The sequence below is a fragment of the Paenibacillus sp. LHD-38 genome, from assembly GCF_031157315.1.
Taxonomy (GTDB): Bacteria; Bacillota; Bacilli; order Paenibacillales; family Paenibacillaceae; genus Pristimantibacillus.
Window position 1 is genome coordinate 1 of record NZ_JAVIFU010000081.1, and the last position, 19,043, is coordinate 19,043.

17 protein-coding genes, 1 pseudogene and 1 riboswitch are annotated in these 19,043 nt (G+C 47.1%); of the genes and pseudogenes, 7 read left to right on the plus strand and 11 right to left on the minus strand.

The window, feature by feature from the left end; all coding sequences use genetic code 11:
• Nucleotides 1-143, plus strand: a pseudogene (locus RCO25_RS35170) (ISNCY family transposase); the annotation flags it as partial.
• Nucleotides 144-232: 89 nt separating this feature from the next.
• Here the strand turns inward: RCO25_RS35170 and RCO25_RS32720 are convergent.
• From RCO25_RS32720 to metA, 5 genes are all read right to left on the minus strand, one after another.
• Nucleotides 233-1,165 carry a putative sporulation protein YtxC gene (locus RCO25_RS32720; RefSeq protein WP_309000253.1) on the minus strand — a complete coding sequence of 311 codons (933 nt, stop codon included), beginning with the start codon at nt 1,163-1,165 and terminating at the stop codon, nt 233-235.
• A gap of 177 nt (nt 1,166-1,342) precedes the next feature.
• Entirely contained in the window at nt 1,343-2,479 is a 1,137-nt protein-coding gene (gene mqnC / locus RCO25_RS32725; RefSeq protein WP_309000254.1) for a cyclic dehypoxanthinyl futalosine synthase, read from the minus strand.
• A 183-nt stretch (nt 2,480-2,662) separates the two neighbouring features.
• Nucleotides 2,663-3,835, minus strand: coding sequence for a trans-sulfuration enzyme family protein (locus tag RCO25_RS32730; protein ID WP_309000255.1), 1,173 nt, complete (start codon nt 3,833-3,835; stop codon nt 2,663-2,665).
• A 3-nt stretch (nt 3,836-3,838) separates the two neighbouring features.
• Nucleotides 3,839-5,002 (minus strand): aminotransferase class I/II-fold pyridoxal phosphate-dependent enzyme, encoded by a 1,164-nt coding sequence (locus RCO25_RS32735; protein WP_309000256.1) that lies wholly within the window; start codon nt 5,000-5,002, stop codon nt 3,839-3,841.
• A gap of 26 nt (nt 5,003-5,028) precedes the next feature.
• Nucleotides 5,029-5,946 (minus strand): homoserine O-acetyltransferase MetA, encoded by a 918-nt coding sequence (gene metA / locus RCO25_RS32740; protein WP_309000257.1) that lies wholly within the window; start codon nt 5,944-5,946, stop codon nt 5,029-5,031.
• A gap of 100 nt (nt 5,947-6,046) precedes the next feature.
• A riboswitch (SAM riboswitch) is annotated at nt 6,047-6,156 on the minus strand.
• 306 nt (nt 6,157-6,462) lie between these two features.
• Between metA and corA the strand changes: the two genes are divergently transcribed.
• The 5 genes from corA (at nt 6,463) to RCO25_RS32765 (ending at nt 10,756) form a co-directional block, all read left to right on the plus strand.
• Nucleotides 6,463-7,398, plus strand: a complete 936-nt coding sequence (corA, locus tag RCO25_RS32745) for a magnesium/cobalt transporter CorA (protein WP_309000258.1) — start codon at nt 6,463-6,465, stop codon at nt 7,396-7,398.
• A 152-nt stretch (nt 7,399-7,550) separates the two neighbouring features.
• The gene (locus RCO25_RS32750) at nt 7,551-8,453 is read left to right on the plus strand and encodes a LysR family transcriptional regulator (RefSeq protein ID WP_309000259.1); all 903 of its coding nucleotides are present in this window, start codon (nt 7,551-7,553) and stop codon (nt 8,451-8,453) included.
• A gap of 40 nt (nt 8,454-8,493) precedes the next feature.
• Complete coding sequence (locus RCO25_RS32755) at nt 8,494-9,303, plus strand: histidinol-phosphatase (RefSeq protein WP_309000260.1); 810 nt, start codon at nt 8,494-8,496, stop codon at nt 9,301-9,303.
• Nucleotides 9,304-9,457: 154 nt separating this feature from the next.
• On the plus strand, nt 9,458-10,303 hold the full coding sequence (locus tag RCO25_RS32760; RefSeq protein ID WP_309000261.1) for a DMT family transporter: 846 nt from the start codon (nt 9,458-9,460) through the stop codon (nt 10,301-10,303).
• 144 nt (nt 10,304-10,447) lie between these two features.
• Entirely contained in the window at nt 10,448-10,756 is a 309-nt protein-coding gene (locus RCO25_RS32765; RefSeq protein WP_053371996.1) for a winged helix-turn-helix transcriptional regulator, read from the plus strand.
• A gap of 268 nt (nt 10,757-11,024) precedes the next feature.
• On the opposite strand, the gene sdhB is transcribed toward RCO25_RS32765, so the two are convergent.
• From sdhB to RCO25_RS32780, 3 genes are read right to left on the minus strand one after another with little or no spacing between them, the layout of a single operon-like run.
• A complete protein-coding gene (gene sdhB, locus RCO25_RS32770; RefSeq protein WP_309000262.1) occupies nt 11,025-11,789 on the minus strand; it encodes a succinate dehydrogenase iron-sulfur subunit in 765 nt (254 codons plus the stop codon).
• Nucleotides 11,790-11,791: 2 nt separating this feature from the next.
• Nucleotides 11,792-13,549, minus strand: a complete 1,758-nt coding sequence (sdhA, locus tag RCO25_RS32775) for a succinate dehydrogenase flavoprotein subunit (protein ID WP_309000263.1) — start codon at nt 13,547-13,549, stop codon at nt 11,792-11,794.
• 24 nt (nt 13,550-13,573) lie between these two features.
• Nucleotides 13,574-14,245, minus strand: coding sequence for a succinate dehydrogenase cytochrome b558 subunit (locus RCO25_RS32780; RefSeq protein ID WP_309000264.1), 672 nt, complete (start codon nt 14,243-14,245; stop codon nt 13,574-13,576).
• Nucleotides 14,246-14,548: 303 nt separating this feature from the next.
• Between RCO25_RS32780 and RCO25_RS32785 the strand changes: the two genes are divergently transcribed.
• Nucleotides 14,549-15,451 carry a LysR family transcriptional regulator gene (locus tag RCO25_RS32785; RefSeq protein ID WP_309000265.1) on the plus strand — a complete coding sequence of 301 codons (903 nt, stop codon included), beginning with the start codon at nt 14,549-14,551 and terminating at the stop codon, nt 15,449-15,451.
• A gap of 131 nt (nt 15,452-15,582) precedes the next feature.
• Here the strand turns inward: RCO25_RS32785 and RCO25_RS32790 are convergent, their stop codons facing one another.
• The 3 genes from RCO25_RS32790 to RCO25_RS32800 are packed head-to-tail and all read right to left on the minus strand — an operon-like array spanning nt 15,583 to nt 18,869.
• On the minus strand, nt 15,583-16,812 hold the full coding sequence (locus tag RCO25_RS32790; protein WP_309000266.1) for a cation:proton antiporter: 1,230 nt from the start codon (nt 16,810-16,812) through the stop codon (nt 15,583-15,585).
• A gap of 34 nt (nt 16,813-16,846) precedes the next feature.
• The gene (locus tag RCO25_RS32795) at nt 16,847-17,515 is read right to left on the minus strand and encodes a potassium channel family protein (protein ID WP_309000267.1); all 669 of its coding nucleotides are present in this window, start codon (nt 17,513-17,515) and stop codon (nt 16,847-16,849) included.
• A 13-nt stretch (nt 17,516-17,528) separates the two neighbouring features.
• Nucleotides 17,529-18,869 carry a TrkH family potassium uptake protein gene (locus tag RCO25_RS32800; RefSeq protein WP_309000268.1) on the minus strand — a complete coding sequence of 447 codons (1,341 nt, stop codon included), beginning with the start codon at nt 18,867-18,869 and terminating at the stop codon, nt 17,529-17,531.
• Nucleotides 18,870-19,043: the final 174 nt, after the last annotated feature.

The window sequence follows — 19,043 nt, forward strand, 5'->3', positions numbered from 1 at the left end:
CTGCGCCCCAACGCAAACCCGCCGACGATCATCCGTGGAAAACCACGTATGACAACAACATTACTAACCGTAACACAAAACGCAGAGCCTTCCAAGATGCTATGTATTCACAGCACAACAGTTTTTCAGAGGCCTCCTGGTAAGGGCGGCCTCCATTTTAGCAAGTGACATTTTCATAGAACAGTTAAAGTGACATTTTCACAGACAATTGACAGGGTACCGCTCGTTTCCTTTACGGCTGAACGAGCTCATCGAGGCTGCTGCTGCAGGATGCGCATTGTACACATACCGTTACCCTCTGATCAAAAATCGTTTCAATCGTGCGGATAACCTGCATGTCAGGCTGTCTCGTATGAATCGTAATATGCTTTGGCGATACAGCAATCAATGAGCTGATCACCATATCCTCGATATTCATTTCCGTTTCAAGCATTTCTGCTACGATTCGGTCTGATGGAGGATTGGGATCAATCGGCTGAAAGCTATTATCGTAAAGCATAAAATCATGCCCGCCTTTATGCAGCAAATGAACCATCGGCAGCTTCGTGTCCTGAAGAAACACGAAATATTTTAACAGGGAAATAAACTCCTGGTATTGTTTATCAAGGACATATTCATCCAATGCGTATTCTACTACCTCAGCTAATTCCTTGCGGTATGGCTCAAGCCTGAAGGAGGTAAATCCCTTCACGTTTAGCTCGGTATTTTCTTGTAAAAAAAGTTCGACCTCAGCTGCAACCTTATTCTTGCGCCTCAATCGATCTGCATCTAAAAATCTTGTACCTAAACCATCCCATTCTTTGCCGTGAAGCAAATCATGGCAATACTTTTCGATCGCGGCCGCATCGGCCGAATTATTGTTGCGATACTTCTTGCGAATAATAGCCGCAAGCATGCCAGGCTCCATTTCGCTTACAACAAATTCAGCAACACCTAACGCTGCTGCATGATAAACAGCTTGAGCATGAAGCTTTAGCTGAAAATGCGGTAGTATAGCCTGACACCGAACATCCTGCTCGGATGTCTGCAAAAACTCAATTACCGCAGGCTGCTCCGTTTTTGAGCCGATATGTAAATCGACGAGCGCTTGTTCCTTCAATAATTCCATTAGTTTACTCACTGACTTTTGGAGACTTGCAGGCAACGATACCGTGAATAGCTCCATAAGCTCACCCCTTTCCTTCCTTATCAGTATATGGTGCCGCGTACGGGGATATACGATGAAGACATTGGAATGTAAGGGAAGCAAGATAACAAAAAAACGTTTGTATAATGCTCCGTCCGGTTAAGGAGAAACAATACACAAACGTCTAATCATTTATAATCGTCACCTGAAGCGAGCTTAGTTTTGCATGACAAAATCAAGATCGGCTTTATCCGTTTCATTATAAATTTTCAAAATATTATATTTTGTATCACGCTGGGCTGGAATTTTGCCAACCTCGCGAATGAGTTCAAGAATAAGTTCAATGTTGACTTTATGTGTCGTTCCGGCAGCCGAAACTACATTTTCCTCAATCATCGTGCTTCCGAAGTCGTTGCAGCCGTATGATAGCGACAGCTTACCCATCTCAGGCCCCATCGTCACCCATGACGATTGGAAATTCGGTATGTTATCAAGCATGATGCGGCTTGCCGCAACGATACGGAGATACTCTTCTGGCTTTGCTTTCTCAAGCTTCAGATTCGTATTGTCCGGCTGGAACGGCCAAGAAATAAACGCCAAAAATCCAGTGGAATCATATTTGTTCGCAATACATTCATCTTGAGCGTCACGGATGCGGAGCATATGCAGTGCACGCTCTTCAACCGTCTCGCCTAGTCCGTACACCATTGTAGCCGTTGTATTCATCCCATGGCGGTGAGCCGACTTCATGACATCCATCCAGTCCGTCCATGAGCCCTTCATCCGGCTTATCTTGCGGCGGGTACGGTCATCCAATATTTCAGCTCCGCCCCCCGGCAAAGAATCGAGACCAGCTTCATGCAGCTGCCTGATGACTTCATCCAGCGAAAGACCATCGGATACGACCTTCATCTTCTGAATTTCCGCAGGAGAGAAGGAGTGCATCGTAATATCCGGAAAATGCTGTTTGATTTTGCGGAGCAGGTCCAAATAATACGTAAACGGCAAATTCGGATTCGTACCGCCCTGCATTAGAATTTCCGTACCGCCAACATTGACGGTCTCTTGAATTTTGCTCAAAATCGTTTCATCCGGCAGGACATAACCTTCCTTGGAGCCCGGCGCGCGATAAAATGCGCAGAAACGGCAATAAACATCGCAAACGTTCGTGTAATTTACATTCCGGCCAACAACAAAAGTCGTAATTGGCTCTGGATGATGCCTCAGCATGATCTGATTGGCTACATGCCCCATTTTCTCAATCTGATCTGAAGCGAGCAGCTCCATGCCTTCTTCGAGCGCAATTCGCTCGCCGCGCAATGCTTTATCCAAAATATGGTCCAACGTTCCCATTCCGCAAGACCTCCTTATTCCCGTTCTTAGTAAATTCCCGTTCTGAGTAAACAATCGATCACTTTATCCTATCATAAATTGCTGGTTGAAGTCACATGCCATATGATGCTCTCTCGCCTTGAAATAAGGAAAAACACGGCGTGTTCGTAAGAACAACCGTGTTTTTCTTGCATTTCATCCCTTTTAGGCACGAAGCGCGTTATCTAAATCCTCGATAAGATCCTCAATATCCTCTAGTCCCACTGAATACCGTACCAAGCCGTCCGTAATGCCGCGGGCGTGACGAACTTCTTTAGGCATTGCCGCATGCGACATCATCGCCGGATAGGACAAGATGCTCTCCACCGCGCCCAGACTTACCGCTACAAGCGGGATTTGGACTTTATTCAGCATGGCTTTAGCACGTTCTCCGCTTCCTACATCGAAGGAAACGACAGCCCCATATCCAAGTGATTGCTTCTCGTGAATGGCCCGGCCTGGATGATTAGGAAGACCAGGATAATAAACAGCTGATACTTCCTTATGCTCTGAGAGCCATTCAGCCAATCTGCGCGCGCTGCGCTCGCTATGCTCCATCCGGGTTTGCAGCGTCTTCATTCCCCGCATCAGCAGCCAAGACTCCTGCGCGCTAAGCACAGTGCCCATTCCATTTTGAAGCTGCTTCAGACGCTTGCCTAACGCTTCGTCGGCGGTTACCGCAAGACCGGCCAGCACATCGCTGTGCCCGCTTAGAAATTTCGTTGCGCTGTGCAGCACAATGTCTACGCCAAGCTCAATCGGACGTTGATGGTACGGAGTCATAAACGTATTGTCGAGCATGGTAAGCAGTCCGTGCTCCTTCGCCCACCCAGTAGTCTCTGCAATATTCGTAATTTTGAGCGTCGGGTTCGAAGGCGTCTCCATAAAGACCGCTTTCGTATTTGGCTTAAGCGCTGCTTTAACCGCCTCGAAATCGGTCATGTCAACAAATGTAGATTCAATGCCTAGCCGATCCAAAATTGATGTAAGCAAACGGTACGTTCCGCCGTATACATCCTCCGTTACAATAACATGCTCCCCTTGAGACAGCAGCAGGAACGTAGTTGAGATTGCAGCCATGCCTGAGGCAAAAGCGAAGCCGCGTGCTCCACCTTCAAGCAGCGCGATATAATCTTCGAGCGCTTGACGGGTAGGGTTGCCAGAGCGGCTGTAATCATATTGCGGCGGCTCGAAAATATCATGATGATGGAACGTTGAAGCTTGAAAGATCGGTACGCTTGAAGCGCCCGTCTGTTCATCAATCTCTGCGCCAAAATGAAGCAGCTTCGTAGCAAAACGCCGATCCTGAGGTTTCTTATTGTTCGTTTCATTGCTCATCGGTTATTGAACCTCCTCGATTTCGCGTCTTGCTGCTTCCAGCGCCTGCGCAAGGTCAGCGATTAAATCATCCGCATGCTCAATTCCGACAGAGAAACGAAGCAGGCGGTCATCAACGCCAATGGCTTGACGGATTTCAAGCGGAATATCCGCATGCGTTTGTACGGCCGGGTAGGTCATTAAGGATTCTACGCCGCCGAGGCTTTCCGCGAAAGCAATAAGCTTGATATGACGAAGAATCGGTTCGATATAACGGGCATCCTTGAGTCGGAATGAGAAGATTCCCGTATTGCCCGATGATTGCTTATTCTGAATTTCATGGCCGGGATGATGCGGCAGAGCAGGGTAATAAACATCCTCGACAGCCGGATGCTCGAGCAAATAGTTCGAGATCGTTGTCGCATTGTGTTGATGACGCTCCATGCGGAGTGCCAGCGTCTTCATCCCTCTCATTAGCAGCCATGAATCCTGCGGTCCAAGCACCGCGCCGATCGAGTTATGAAGGAAGGCCATTTCATCGGACAGCTCCTTGCCCTTAGTCACGATTAGGCCTGCAAGCACATCATTGTGGCCGCCCAAATATTTGGTCGCGCTGTGAATGATAATGTCAGCGCCAAGCTCGATTGGGCGTTGGAAGAACGGCGTTAGCAGCGTATTGTCGACGATAGTGAGCAAGCCCTTCGACTTCGCCCATGCCGCTACGCGTTCGATATCCGTAATCATCATGAGCGGGTTAGTCGGCGTTTCAATAAGCACCGCTTTGGTATTTGGCGTCCACAGCGTCGACATCGCATCGATATCGTTCGTATCCACATAAGACGCAGTTACGCCGAATCTAGACATAATCCGCTCCAGCAGACGGTATGTGCCGCCGTACAAATCAAGTGATACGATCAAATGGTCGCCTTGGCTGAACAATGCAAATATCGTTTGCAAAGCGGCCATGCCGGAGCTGCAGGCAAAAGCCGCGTCACCAGCCTCTAATTGCGCAGCTGCTTCTTCAAGTACTGCCCGAGTCGGACTTTTTGTTCGGGCATAATCGAATCCCGTGCTTTGTCCGAGCTTAGGGTGACGAAATGCCGTTGCTTGATAAACGGGAAAGCTTATTGCACCGGTGACAGGCTCTTTAATCGATCCAATCTGAGCTAATTGACTTTCAATTTTCATTGTAATGTAGCGCTCCTTTTTTATTATTAAATGCCTCCACCCAAATCAAACGGTGTTTGCTGGTATACATAGTAGTTTAGCCAATTTGAAAATAACAGGTTTGCATGTGCGCGCCAAGTCGATCGCGGTAAATTTGCGGGATTATCTCCCGGGAAATAGTTTTTCGGCACATCTATGCTAAGCCCCTTGGCTTGATCACGGTCATATTCATACTTGAGTGAGGTCGGATCGTATTCGGAATGGCCTGTAACGAAAATTTGTTTGCCGTCTTTTGAAGCAACAATATATACGCCGGAATCCTCCGATTCCGAAAGGATTTCCAAGTTATCAATCGACCCGATATCCTCTCTGCGAACCTCCGTATGACGCGACTGCGGAACAAAAAACATTTCATCAAAGCCTCGCAGCAAATTCACGTTGCGTTTCTCGATGGTATGCGGATAAACGCCGAACATTTTGCTGTCCAGGTTGTATTTTGGCACATTGAAATGGTGGTAAAGTCCTGCCTGAGCCGCCCAACAAATATGGAATGTGGAAGTTACGCGCCTTGCGCTCCAATCCATGATCTCCTTTAATTCCTCCCAGTAGTTCACATCCTCGAAAGGCATATGCTCAACCGGTGCGCCCGTAATGATGAGCCCGTCATAATATTCATGCGAGATCTCATCAAACGTTTTATAAAAGGATTCCAGATGTTCGGCTGATGTATTTTTCGAAGTATGCGTCCTTGGATGAAGCAGTACAACCTCCACCTGAAGCGGTGTATTACCGATGAGTCTCAGCAGCTGCGTTTCGGTTGTTTCCTTGGTAGGCATTAAGTTAAGGATGGCGATCCGGAGCGGCCTAATATCCTGATGGTAGGCGATGCTCTCATCCATAACGAAAATGTTCTCGTTGCTCAAAATTTCTTTTGCCGGTAAATGGTCTGGTACTTTAATAGGCATGGTTTTCACTCCTCATTAGGCAGTATGACCGCTTGAACATGAAAAAGACCCTTTCTGCTGTGAGAAAAGGTCGTATGCTCAGTAAATAAGCCATCCGCCTCTCTCATCTCTCAGAAACAATAATGTTTCCGCAAGAATTAGCACCGTGCGTTTTTCACGCCGGTTGCCGGGCTTCATCGGGCTAGTCCCTCCGCCTGCTCTTGATAAGAAAGTAGTCTATTCAATTTTCCGCGGTTACGTTTCAACTTTACTTTAATGCATTCTGTTAATCGCGTCAAGAAGCTCCTTTGCATATCCTGAAGATATCCCTTAAAATCCGTTGTTTTTGTGCTTGAATGTAAAGCTGATGCGGGAGTATACTAGACAAGAATTATTTCTTTTATTCCATTAATAAAGGGGTGCAAACGGACATGGAAGGCGACAGACCGAAGCCTGAAAACGATCGAATACGGTTACTGCCGGCCAAGTCCAATTCAGCCGGCAGTTTCCTCTAACGAAAGAAAGGAGTAACTCCGGATGAAAATACGTCTCGTAAGCAATGGCATCTTTACGACCATAGATGATATTAATGAAACTTTAGTTCCCACAAAAGAAGGTTTTTACTGGATTGACGCTGACGTGGAGGATCTAGCCGTTCTGCAGCCGCTGTTCAGCATGCATGACCTGGCCGTCGAGGACTGCCTCAGCGAAGAGGAGCAGCGTCCAAAAATCGAAATATACGAAAGCCATTATTTCATTGTTATAAACAGCATTCGATTTGATGATGAAGAAATTTTTCTAAGGGCGCTGAACATTTTCCTCGGCCGCCACTTTATTATAACCGTTACGAAACAGAAAATTAATGAGCTGCGTTCTTTAAAGCCTGTGCTGTGGGAGCAGGAAGTCAGCCGGCCCGATTATTTCTTGTACCATCTCGTCGACATTGTCGTCGATAACTATTTTCTTGTCGGCGATCGGATCGACAACCGGATCGAAGCGCTCGAAGAAGATATTTTGATGCATACCAAAAAATCGCATTTGAACGAAATTATCGGTTTGCGCGGTGAAATATTGTGGCTGAAGAAGGTGCTTGGCCCGCAGCGCGACGTCATTGCTACCCTTAATAAGAAAGACTTAAAGCTTATTGACGATCAACTGCAAAAATATTTTAGCGATATATATGAGAATGCTCTCAAAATTGCAGAGTCCTTCGATACGTACCGCGATCTCATGGGTAACTTGCGTGAGGCCTATCAGTCCAGCGTATCTAACCGTGCCAATGAAATCATGCGCGTATTTACCGCGATTACGACGATATTCATGCCGCTCACCTTTATTACAGGAATATACGGGATGAACTTTGACTTTATCCCAGGTCTCCATCTTCGACTCGGTTCCTACATTTTGCTTGGCATAATGCTGCTGCTTGGCATAAGCATGTTCTACATTTTCCGCAAGAAGGAATGGTTGTAAGGCGCCACAAACGGTTAGGTTCAGAAGGACTGCAAGCGCGATGGTCATCATGCCCTAAGCGCCGCAGTCCTTTTTTTGCTGTTGCAACTTGTATCCTTTATAATGAGAAAATACATATTTGAGAATATTGTACCTTTGAAAGGGGGATTGACGTGAACATTAGTCAGCTTGAAACACTCCTAACGATATCCAAAACGATGAGCTTCCGGAAAGCTGGCGAGATGCTAAATCTGACCCAGCCTGCCGTATCGGCGCAAATCAAAAGTCTGGAGGATGAGTTCAAGACGGTCCTCATCGATCGTAATCAGCCAGTCACTTTAACGGATCATGGACAAGTATTTCTAGAGCATGCCGAACAAATCCTTACGATTGTGGAAGAGCTTAAGCATAAGCTGTCCGATTTGAATTTAACGCCGCAGGGTCATATTCTTCTTGGAACCACTTCCTCCATTGCCATACAAATTTTGCCGCGCGTGCTATCTTATTTTCAAAATCAATTTCCGCTAATCAAAACAACGATACATTCCATGCCCTCATCCCAGGTTATGACCAGCGTCGAAAACGGCTCTGTCGATATCGGAATTACATACCTTACCGAAAAAAATCCGAACGTAACCTCCTCCGTTCTTTATTACGATACATTCGAGCTCGTCGTATCGCCATCTCATCCCATGAGCCGGCTTGTGCATACGACCTTTGATACACTCAAGGACATTCCGATGATCATGCTGGCTCCGGATACGCTTGGCCGCAAATTCATCGATCAAATATTCCGCAAATACGGCATACAACCAAATGTTGTCATGGAGGTCTCGAGCAGCGAAGAAGTAAAGCGCATGGTAGAAATCAATTTGGGCGCAGCAGTTGTTTCAAAGCTTTCCATTGCGAACGAGGTTCGATTGGGTACTCTAAAGATGATTAAAGTAAATGAGCTGGATATGAGCCATCCCGTCGGTGTCGTCTATAAATCCGGACGCTACATCAATACCGCAATGCAGCAATTTCTTAGCGACTTAAAGGGCATGCCCGAGCATCAATTTATAAGCAGCGAATAAACAACATCCATTTCAGAAACCCGACAAGGAGAGAATACTAATGAAATTCGATTTACATACCCATCATGTGAGATGCGGTCATGCAGACGGAACTATCGAAGATTATATCCTTGCAGGCCTGGAGGCCGGGCTTCAAGTGATCGGCATTTCAGATCACTCCCCTTATTTCTTCCATAAGGAGGATCAGCCTTCTCCGGGTATTGCGATGGCTAGAAGCGACTTCGCCAACTACGTGCAAGAGGTTCTTCGTTTAAAGGAGAAATACACAGGTAAAATCGAGGTTTTGCTTGGCATGGAGTCCGATTTCTTCCCTCAGCACATAGAGAGCTATAAGGCTGCTTACGCAGGTGTTCCCTTCGACTATTTGATCGGCTCCGTCCATCAAGTAGGCGAGGTGAGCATTTTCAACCGGAACCGCTGGAAAAACTTAAATGAAAAGCAGCATATCGAAGTGAAACGAAGCTATTATGATCTCATAAAGCAATCCGCGCAAAGCGGGATGTTCGATATTTTGGGCCATATCGACGCGATGAAGGGCTATTATCCCGCGTTCTCCGACGTTCCGGCAAATGCTGAAATCGACGATACACTCAAGACCATCGCTGAGTGCGGGGTTTCCATCGAAATTAATACATCCGGCAGCACCAAGTATGTCGGCGGCTGGTATCCGTCAGATGCGATCCTAGAGCGCGCGCTGCACTTTGGCGTGAACGTGACTTTCGGATCGGATGCCCACCTGCCAAGCAGAGTCGGCGATGAATGGGAGCTCGTGGAGCAGAGACTGAAGGAGATCGGCTTTATGCATTGGGTTTATTATCGTAAGCGCCAGCAGGTCATCGTACCGATATAAGCGTAAAAAAAGACAAAAAAGTGGACCTGCACGCTGCAGGTCCCAAAGGATATATTAAAAAAGGGGGTCTTGTTTATTATAATAGCCCTTTAATGTAATGAGACGATAACAGAACTATTTCATTTGTGTAACAAATTTGAGGGGTTGAACATCAATGTGGCTCATTACCGCCATCAGCAGCGCTGTTTTATTCGGACTAGCAGGCTGGTGGATGAAGGTATCACAAATGCGCGGCGGCTCATCCAAGACGCTCCTGCTCGGATTATACGCCTCTGGAACGCTTGGCTTTGGCGTACATGCTGCGCTTGAAGGAACATTCGATCGGCTTTCCGATCCGCAGATTTGGGTTGCCGGGATTATTATAGGTGCAGGTTCTGCTTGGGGCAATGCCTTGTTTATGAAAGCCTTGCATTTTGGACCGGCCAGCTTAACCTCTCCGCTAACGAACATGAATATCATCTTAGTCATCGCGATGGCCACATGGTGGTACAAAGAACCGTTAAGTGCTTCTGAGGCCATTGGAATATCACTGCTTCTGCTAGCGGTCATCTTCATTGCCCATAAACGGAAGGAACCTCTTACGATTACGGAAAAACGATGGTTTCTGCTCGTTGCAACCGCGATCGTCATGTTCGCACTCCGGAATGGCGGCCTCAAGGTGACAGAGGAACTTGGGCTTCCCAGCGCTCCGATTTTATTTATTGCCTATGCCCTTTCGCTTTTCTGGTTTCTTGTTCCGGCAAAAACTGCTTCATCCCGCAGCGCAGAACAAACTGGACTTTGGCTCGGCATCGTTGCCGGCCTTTTCTCGTACGGCGGCTTGCAGCTTTATGCGATCGTGCTTGCCACGGGGCAAGCCAATCTGGCTGCGCCTATCTTTGCAACAAACAGCCTTGTTGTAGCGGCAGGTGCCATTTTTTTTTACAAGGAGAAGCTTACGCTCGTACAGTGGACAGCCTTTGCCTTTACCATACTCGGTTTAATCATTATCCGTTTATAATGAAAGGTGTCTGCCTTCCATTTTACGTCTAACTTTTATATAGTAAATATATATTATTGAAATAACACCTATTCCCACTCAAATGAACTTACTTTTAGTTTGTTCATATGCTACAATAGTATTACAAAAAGCGGGGTGATACGGTTGGATTATTCGACAATGTGCCCAAAGTATGAAGCCGCAGCCGACATATTAGGTAAGAAGTGGACTGGCAGAATTATCCGGGTATTGCTTGGAGGACCTAAGCGGTTCAAAGAGATTAAAGAACAAATTCCCGAGATGAGCGACAAAATGCTGACGGACCGGATGAAAGAACTGGAAACGATAACGATTATTAAACGTCAGGTATATCCTGAAATGCCCGTACGCATCGAGTACGAGCTTACCGGCAAAGGCCGTGAACTGGAGCCAGTCATCGAGTCCATTCAAAAATGGGGCGAACAATGGATGTAAGCTAAGAAACCGCTATGGCGGTTTTTTTTATTTCTCCGTTAATTTTTATTCCCTTCCCAACGTAATTGACAAAGGTTTCCCAATCTTCTATCATTGATAATAATAATCAATATCATACAAGCGTAAACGGCTGTCGCCGTCCTCTGTGGCAAAAGCAGTCGTTTCGCGGAGATATATAAGCACATTTATATGTGAAAACATATAAATTCTTATATATCAAAAAAAAGAAACCCCCGAAATTTCGAGGGCTTCCATCCTATCGCTCAGCCTACATGCCAAGCCATTTTTTGAATAAATGTTTAGTCGTATCCTTGTTGATTGCAGCGATTGAAGTCGTGAGCGGAATGCCCTTCGGACATGCGCGAACACAGTTTTGCGAGTTTCCGCAGCCTTCGATACCGCCGTCAGACATAAGCGCATCCAGACGTTCTTCTTTGTTCATCTCACCTGTTGGATGAGCATTAAACAAACGAACCTGTGAAATAGCCGCAGGACCGATAAAGCTGTTCCGATCGTTCACGTTCGGGCAAGCTTCGAGACAAACGCCGCATGTCATGCATTTAGATAGCTCGTAAGCCCATTGACGCTTCGTTTCTGCCATCCGCGGTCCAGGACCTAGATCATACGTACCGTCAATCGGAATCCATGCCTTCACGCGTTTTAGAGCGCCAAACATACGTTCACGGTTAATGACAAGGTCACGGACAACTGGGAATGTGCTCATCGGCTCAAGACGGATGGGCTGCTCCAGCTTGTCAACTAGCGCGCTGCATGCTTGACGCGGCTTGCCGTTAATGACCATCGAGCAGGCTCCGCATACTTCTTCCAAGCAATTGGAGTCCCAGCAAACGGGCGCCGTGCTCGCGCCATCAGCCTTCTTCGGATTACGCTGAATTTCCATTAAACCGCTGATTACGTTCATATTCGCGCGGTAAGGAATTTCGAACTCTTCCGTATAAGGCTTTGAATCAGGAGTGTCTTGGCGCGTGATGATAAACTTAACCGATTTTGTAGCTACAGTCGTTTCAGCCATCGTTATTCTCCTTTCTTCTTGTCGCTCGAGTAATCACGTTTACGAGGCTTGATCAAGCTTACATCGATGTCCTCGTACGAAATTTGCGGACCTTCCTTCGTCCATTTCGCAATCGTCGATTTCATGAATTGGTCGTCGTCGCGATCCGGGAAATCAGGCTTGTAATGAGCTCCGCGGCTCTCGTTGCGCAGCAATCCGCCAAGTGTCATTGCTTCTGAAAGCTCAAGCATGTTCCAAAGCTGACGGGTGAATGCCACGCCCGCGTTGTTCCATTGCGCTGTATCATTAATGTTGATGTTCGCGTAACGCTGCTTCAGCTCTTTGATCTTGTGGATCGTTTGCTCCAGCTTATCGTTAAAGCGTACAACCGTCATGTTGTTCGTCATCCATTCGCCAAGCTCTTTGTGAATGACATACGCGTTCTCATTGCCGTTCATGTTAATGATGCTGTTGTATTTATCCGTTTGACGCTTGTTCTCGCGATCGAATACGGAGGAAGCAACATCTTCAGCTGATTTCTTCAAGCCTTTGATATATTCCACGGCCTTCGGACCAGCTACCATACCGCCGTAAATGGCCGATAGTAGCGAGTTTGCGCCGAGACGGTTCGCGCCATGATATTGATACTCGCACTCACCGGCTGCGAACAAGCCAGGAATGTTCGTCATTTGGTTGTAATCGACCCACATGCCGCCCATCGAATAGTGGACCGCAGGGAAGATTTTCATTGGAATTTTGCGCGGGTCATCGCCCATGAACTTCTCATAAATTTCAATGATGCCGCCGAGCTTCACGTCAAGCTCCTTCGGATCTTTATGGGAAAGATCAAGGTAAACCATGTTTTCCTGATTGATGCCAAGCTTCTGATCAACGCATACGCTGAAGATTTCACGTGTTGCAATGTCACGAGGCACCAGATTTCCGTAAGCCGGATATTTTTCCTCAAGGAAGTACCAAGGCTTGCCGTCTTTGTAGGTCCAGATCCGTCCGCCTTCACCGCGTGCCGATTCGGACATCAAGCGAAGCTTATCGTCCCCTGGAATCGCTGTCGGGTGAATTTGAATGAATTCGCCGTTCGCGTAGTTCACGCCTTGCTGATAAACCGCGCTGGCAGCCGTACCTGTATTGATAACCGAGTTTGTTGTTTTTCCGAAAATAATGCCGGGACCGCCTGATGCAAGAATAACCGCATCCGCACGAACCGTGTGCACTTCCATCGAACGCAAATCCTGCGCTGATACGCCGCGGCAAATGCCGTCGTCATCAACGACCGCGCCAAGGAATTCCCAGTGCTCGTATTTATTTACTAGACCCGCTGCTTCCCACCGGCGTACTTGCTCGTCCAGCGCATACAGAAGCTGCTGTCCAGTCGTCGCGCCTGCGAAGGCCGTACGCGAATGCTTCGTGCCGCCGAAACGACGGAAGTCTAGCAAACCCTCGGCAGTACGGCTGAACATAACGCCCATCCGGTCCATAAGGTGGATAATGCCAGGTGCCGCGTCGCACATTGCTTTAACAGGCGGCTGATTTGCGAGGAAATCCCCGCCATAAACCGTATCGTCGAAATGCTCCCATGGAGAATCGCCTTCTCCTTTTGTATTAACAGCGCCGTTAATGCCGCCCTGTGCGCATACTGAGTGGGAACGTTTGACTGGTACTAGTGAAAACAGATCAACGTGTACGCCGGCTTCTGCCGCTTTGATGGTAGCCATCAAGCCGGCAAGACCGCCGCCAACGATGATAATTTTATTTTTAGCCATAACGTTTCGCTCCTTGTCTACAAACTAACCGATATTCGTAAATGCCAATGCCGCACTTGCAGCTTCTTTAAATTCGTCGCCGGTAAATGCGATAAGCGAAAGAATAAACAAAGCGGATACAATAACAAAAACGCCCATGCAAATGTAAGAAGAGATACGTTGAGCTTTCGGGCCGATCGTAATGCCCCAGCTGATCAGAAATGCCCAGAGGCCATTGCTGAAGTGGAACACGGCTGCGAGTACACCGATCACATAAAGCACAAAATAAACAGGGCTGCTTGCAATTTGATTCATCGTTGAGCCCAGCTCTTCATGCGTAATGTTGCCGAGATATACTTGGATCCGCGTTTGGAATACGTGCCAGAATACGAATACAAAGGTGATTACCCCTGTAACGCGCTGTGCAGTGAATGCCCAGTTCCGTCCGTATTTGAAGCGTCCCGTATTCGTGTTCGATTGGTAAGCGACATATAAGCCGTAAATACCATGAAACAATAACGGGAGGTAAATGCCGAAAATCTCGAGCAGCGGGATCACAGGCAAGCTGTTGATAAAATGTACACCTTTGCTGAAGCCTTCCGGTCCACGCTCAAATGCCTGGTAGTTAGTCAGACCATGCACGACGATGAATCCGCCGAGCGGAATGATCCCGAGAAGCGAGTGAAGCTTGCGCGAGAAATACGAGTTTCCTTTCATGTCATTCCTTCTCCTTTCAAAACTGTGAGTGCTAGCATGCTTTTTTTAAAATATAAGAATGTATCGGATATTCCTTTATACATTGCTTATATTTCAGCGCAAATGAAGCGCTGTGCCGCCGAGGGCTGGCATCAGCTTGTTACGCTTGGCAAATCATTCTACATTGTAACCCCAGCATGTACCTCCGTCAACAAAAGTCGACACATATTAGCCACACTTCCCATCCTACTCCTTTTCATCTTATAATGGAATTGCTTATTTTTTATAATTTCTTATAACAAAATGACATAAGGAGCTTTTTTCATGAATGAAGAGATGCATGTCTTTACAGTAATCGTCGAGCAATCCAGCATGAACAAAGCTTCGGTTTTGCTTAATTTGTCCCAGCCCGCGCTCTCCCGCAAAATAGCCAAGCTTGAGCAGGAGCTGGGCTCGCCGTTATTTCGCCGAATCGGCAAAAGGCTGGAGCTTACTCGGATCGGCCAGCTTACCTATGAATATGCCCTTGAGCTGCGCCAGCTCCATCGCAAATATTTGCAAACCGTCTCTGAATTTACATCTACGGGACATACCACGCTGACGATAGGCGCAAGTTTGACGACACTGCAAACGACGCTGCCGGATTTGATCCAACGGCTGACTTCCACTCACCCTGAAATCGATATCAAAGCGGTAACGGGCAAAACCCATGAAATTGTATCGCTCGTACGCGACCATAAAGCAGATATCGGGATTGTCGCCTCCAGCATTGAGGATTCCACGCTCCGGTGCATTCCTTTGTTCGAGGATCATTTATCGCTTGTGCTGCCGCGCAATCAGGTCATAACCGACAAAGGCGCGCTTGGCATACAGGATTTGACCGGCATGCCGATGATCTTGTTCTCCAAGGGTACATGGTACCGGCTACTTACCGACGAGCTCTTCGACAAGTATCATCTCCAGCCGGATGTGCGGATGGAAATTGATTCGTTCGAAGCGATTTTGCGCTTGCTTCATACATGCAGAGCCGCAACTCTCCTTCCACAATCCTACATGCGCAATCAGCTTCTTGAAGATAACGAGCTTATCGTCATGCCTATACGCGAGCTCGAAGATACGAAGCGGACAACCTCGCTCATTCATGCGGATTCCGCCGCGCTAAGCCCTTCCGTTCGGCTATGGATTAATGAGCTGGCCGCACGCTTCCCTACAAGCGTAAACGGCTGACGCCGTCCTTGGCGGCAAAAGTTCGTTTCGCGGTGAAATATAAACATCGTATAAGGTAAAAATTTATACTCTTATATTACGAAAAAGGACATCAGCCTCTAAAGAGGCTGATGTCCTCAGCATTTCCAATATTAAGCTTCCGAATCCATGCCAAGCCTTTTTGCCATAAACGCAGTAGTACTAGCTTGAAGCAGAACCGTAACGAGAATGGCCATTAATGTTATCGAAGCGATCTTGTCCGCATATTGAATACCGGCGCTCGTGATCATCCCGGATAAAACAGCTGGAATGACACCAGTCTCTCGCACCCACATCATAAATAGCAGCTCGTTTTTTTGCCAGCCTGCCTTCCGATCAGGAAGGCTGCAGGCGAGAATCGTAATGGGGCGTGCGATAAACATAAGCACTATGATAACCGCAAAGCTTTGCCAGCCATATTCGATCAGCAAGGCGAGATCGAATTGGCTGCCGAGCAGCACAAAAATGAGCATGCGCAGCATTACCGTCACGTTATCTGAGAAGTGAACGATTTCCGACTCTTTTTCATCTAATTGCAGCTTCAAAAACCGAGGGTTTCCCCATATTAGTCCCGCTACAAAGGTAGCCATAAAGCCGCTTACATGCAATAAATCACCAAGCAAGTATGCAGACAAAGCCGTTGCCAGCATGGCGATGGTCGTGTAGTCCCGTAAAATGCCCAGCTTCAGATGAGCCACAACGAATACAGAGACAGCGCCGACCAACAGGCCTAATGCAATGCCGCCAAATGCTGTATAAGCAAACTGGTAAAGCAGAGGTCCAGCCTCTAATGCCGATTTCCCCATTATCGCAGCAATTAAGGCAAACGTAATAATGGAGCCGGTCGCATCGTTAAAAGCTGATTCGCTTTCAACAGTCTCGCGTACCTTCTTCCTAATGGAAACCTGTCGAAATACCGGTATGATCGAAGCCGGATCCGTCGAAGCGATAACAGAGGCTGCGAGAAGCGCGTACATCCATTCTATGCCGAAAATAAAATGGATAGCTGTGCCTACGACCGCAACGGTTATAAGAACACCCGGAACACTTAGCAATGCAACCGTCCATTTCACTTTGCTTAGCCCGGGGAGACTAATATTGCGCCCTCCGTCAAATAAAATAACGGTCGAGCCTACTATTAATACCAGCTGGTTAATTAAGGAGCTGCTTGATTCATTGATCCAGTGCAAGCCCTGTCCAAGCAGTACGCCTACTATAATAAAAGCAGCTACATCAGGAATGCGAAGTTGGACAGCCGCTCGGCCTGCCAGCATACCGGCTGTTACGATGAGAATAAGCAATATAAACAGATGATGAATGACGGGTGTTGCTGCGGTTTCCAACTGCTTTCACTTCCGTTCTTGAAGCTGAGGATTCTTAGCGAATTACTGTTTCCTCAAAGTCTTCGATTTGCTCATTCGTTCCAATAATAACCATCACATCGCGTAAAGCAAGGACGTCCGTTGCCGTAGGCGCAATAATAATACCGCTTGGCTTATTAATGGCTACGATGCTGCAGCCAAATCTGGCGCGCGGATTTAAATCATGCAGCGATTTACCGTCCAAGCATTGAGGTACCGTAAGCTCCGCTATCGTATATTCCTTTGACAGCTCAATATAATCGAGCAGGTTCGGAGAAACGAGCTGATGCGCAACCCTGATTCCCATATCTCTCTCCGGATAGACGACACGGTCAACGCCTATTTTCTCAAGCACGCGGCCATGAAGCTCACTCATCGCCTTGGCGACAACCTGCTTTACGCCTAAGTCCTTAAGCAGAATCGTCGTCAAAATACTGGATTGAATGTCATCGCCAATTGCGACAACACCGCAGTCAAAGTTCCGCACGCCGAGCGAACGCAGCGTTTCCTCATCTGTGCAATCGGCCGAAACGGCATAAGTCAGCACGCCGCTCATTTCCTGAACGGCTTCTTCATCCTTGTCAATGCCGAGCACCTCATGACCGAGCTCAACGAGCTCCCGTCCTAGGCTCGAGCCAAACCGACCTAATCCAATAATGACAAACTGCTTCTTCTTTGTTCCCACTTGCGTATGTCTCCTATCCAATCGTAATTTTGCCTTCAGGATGCCGGTACAATTCTTTTTCTGTGCGCGGCCCTAACGCATAAGCAAGCGTCAATGGACCAAGCCGACCGGCAAACATCGTTAACGCAATGACTATTTTCCCAACATTGCTGAGCTCTGGCGTAACACCAACGGACAAGCCTACCGTACCGAAGGCTGAAGTCGCTTCGAACAACAGTTTAATAAAAGCTTGATCCTCGGTCATCGACAAGATCATCGTAACGATAATGACCAGCCCTAGTGAAATTAAGGTAATGGTTAGCGCCTTGAAAATCCTATCTTTGCCGAGCCGGTATCGAAAGAGCACTATGTCGTCACGTCCGCGGATCATAGCAACAACAGCACCAATCAAAGTCGTAAAGGTGGTAGTCTTGATTCCTCCGCCGGTTGACCCGGGTGACGCACCGATGAACATCAATATTATCGTAAAAAATACGGTGGCCTGGCGTAGAGCCGTATAATCAAGCGTGTTGGCTCCAGCTGTTCTAGGCGTAACGGATTGGAAAAAAGAAGACCAAATTTTCCCACTCCAGTCCAACGAACCAAGCGTCTTGGAATTGGAAAATTCAAAAATAAAAATAACGATTGTACCCACTAAAATTAACGTTCCCGTCATGGAAAGAACAACTTTACTGTGAAGGGATAATCTTTGATTTTTACGGAATTCCATTAGATCCGACATAACGACAAAGCCCAAGCCTCCCGTTATGATAAGCATCATTGCGGTAATATTGACGATCGGGTCTTGCACATAAAGCGTAAGGCTGCGGTATTCTCCGAAAATATCAAACCCGGCGTTATTGAACAAGGATACGGCGTGGAATGCACCGAAAAACAACGCTTTCCCTATAGGCATATCAAATGCAAACCTGCTGGAAAAAAGGATAAATCCGACAAACTCAATTGTTAATGAATACACAATAACCCGCCTGATCAATCTTACGATTCCTTCCATGCTCGATTGATTCATGGCCTCCTGCAGCAATAACCGCTCGCGTAATGAAATTTTCTTGCGCAGCACGAGCGCGACAAGCGTTGCCATTGTCATAAAGCCGAGACCGCCGAGCTGGAACAGGCACATTAATATAACTTGACCCGCAACCGAAAAATAAGTTCCTGTATCTACGACAACCAGCCCCGTTACGCAGGTGGCTGACGTAGCCGTAAACAATGCGTCTAGAAAAGGCAGCCTCTCCCCGTTCGCCGATGCAAACGGCATGGATAATAACAGTGCACCCAGTAATATAATAAGAGCAAACCCGCTTACCAATATCCGTGGGGGTGACCATTTAAGAACATTCCAATCAACCTTCATTCTTCTAACCTTCTCCGGCGATATGTCATAACCAATCAATATCTATATTTAAGCACAGTAGCGTTGCATTAAACCTAACATAGGTTTCAAGTGATTTATTTTGTGCTAAATTGTGCTAAAAATGTAAATTTTACGGCGTACATGGCAGAAAAAAATCTCCTAAAATTAGAGGTA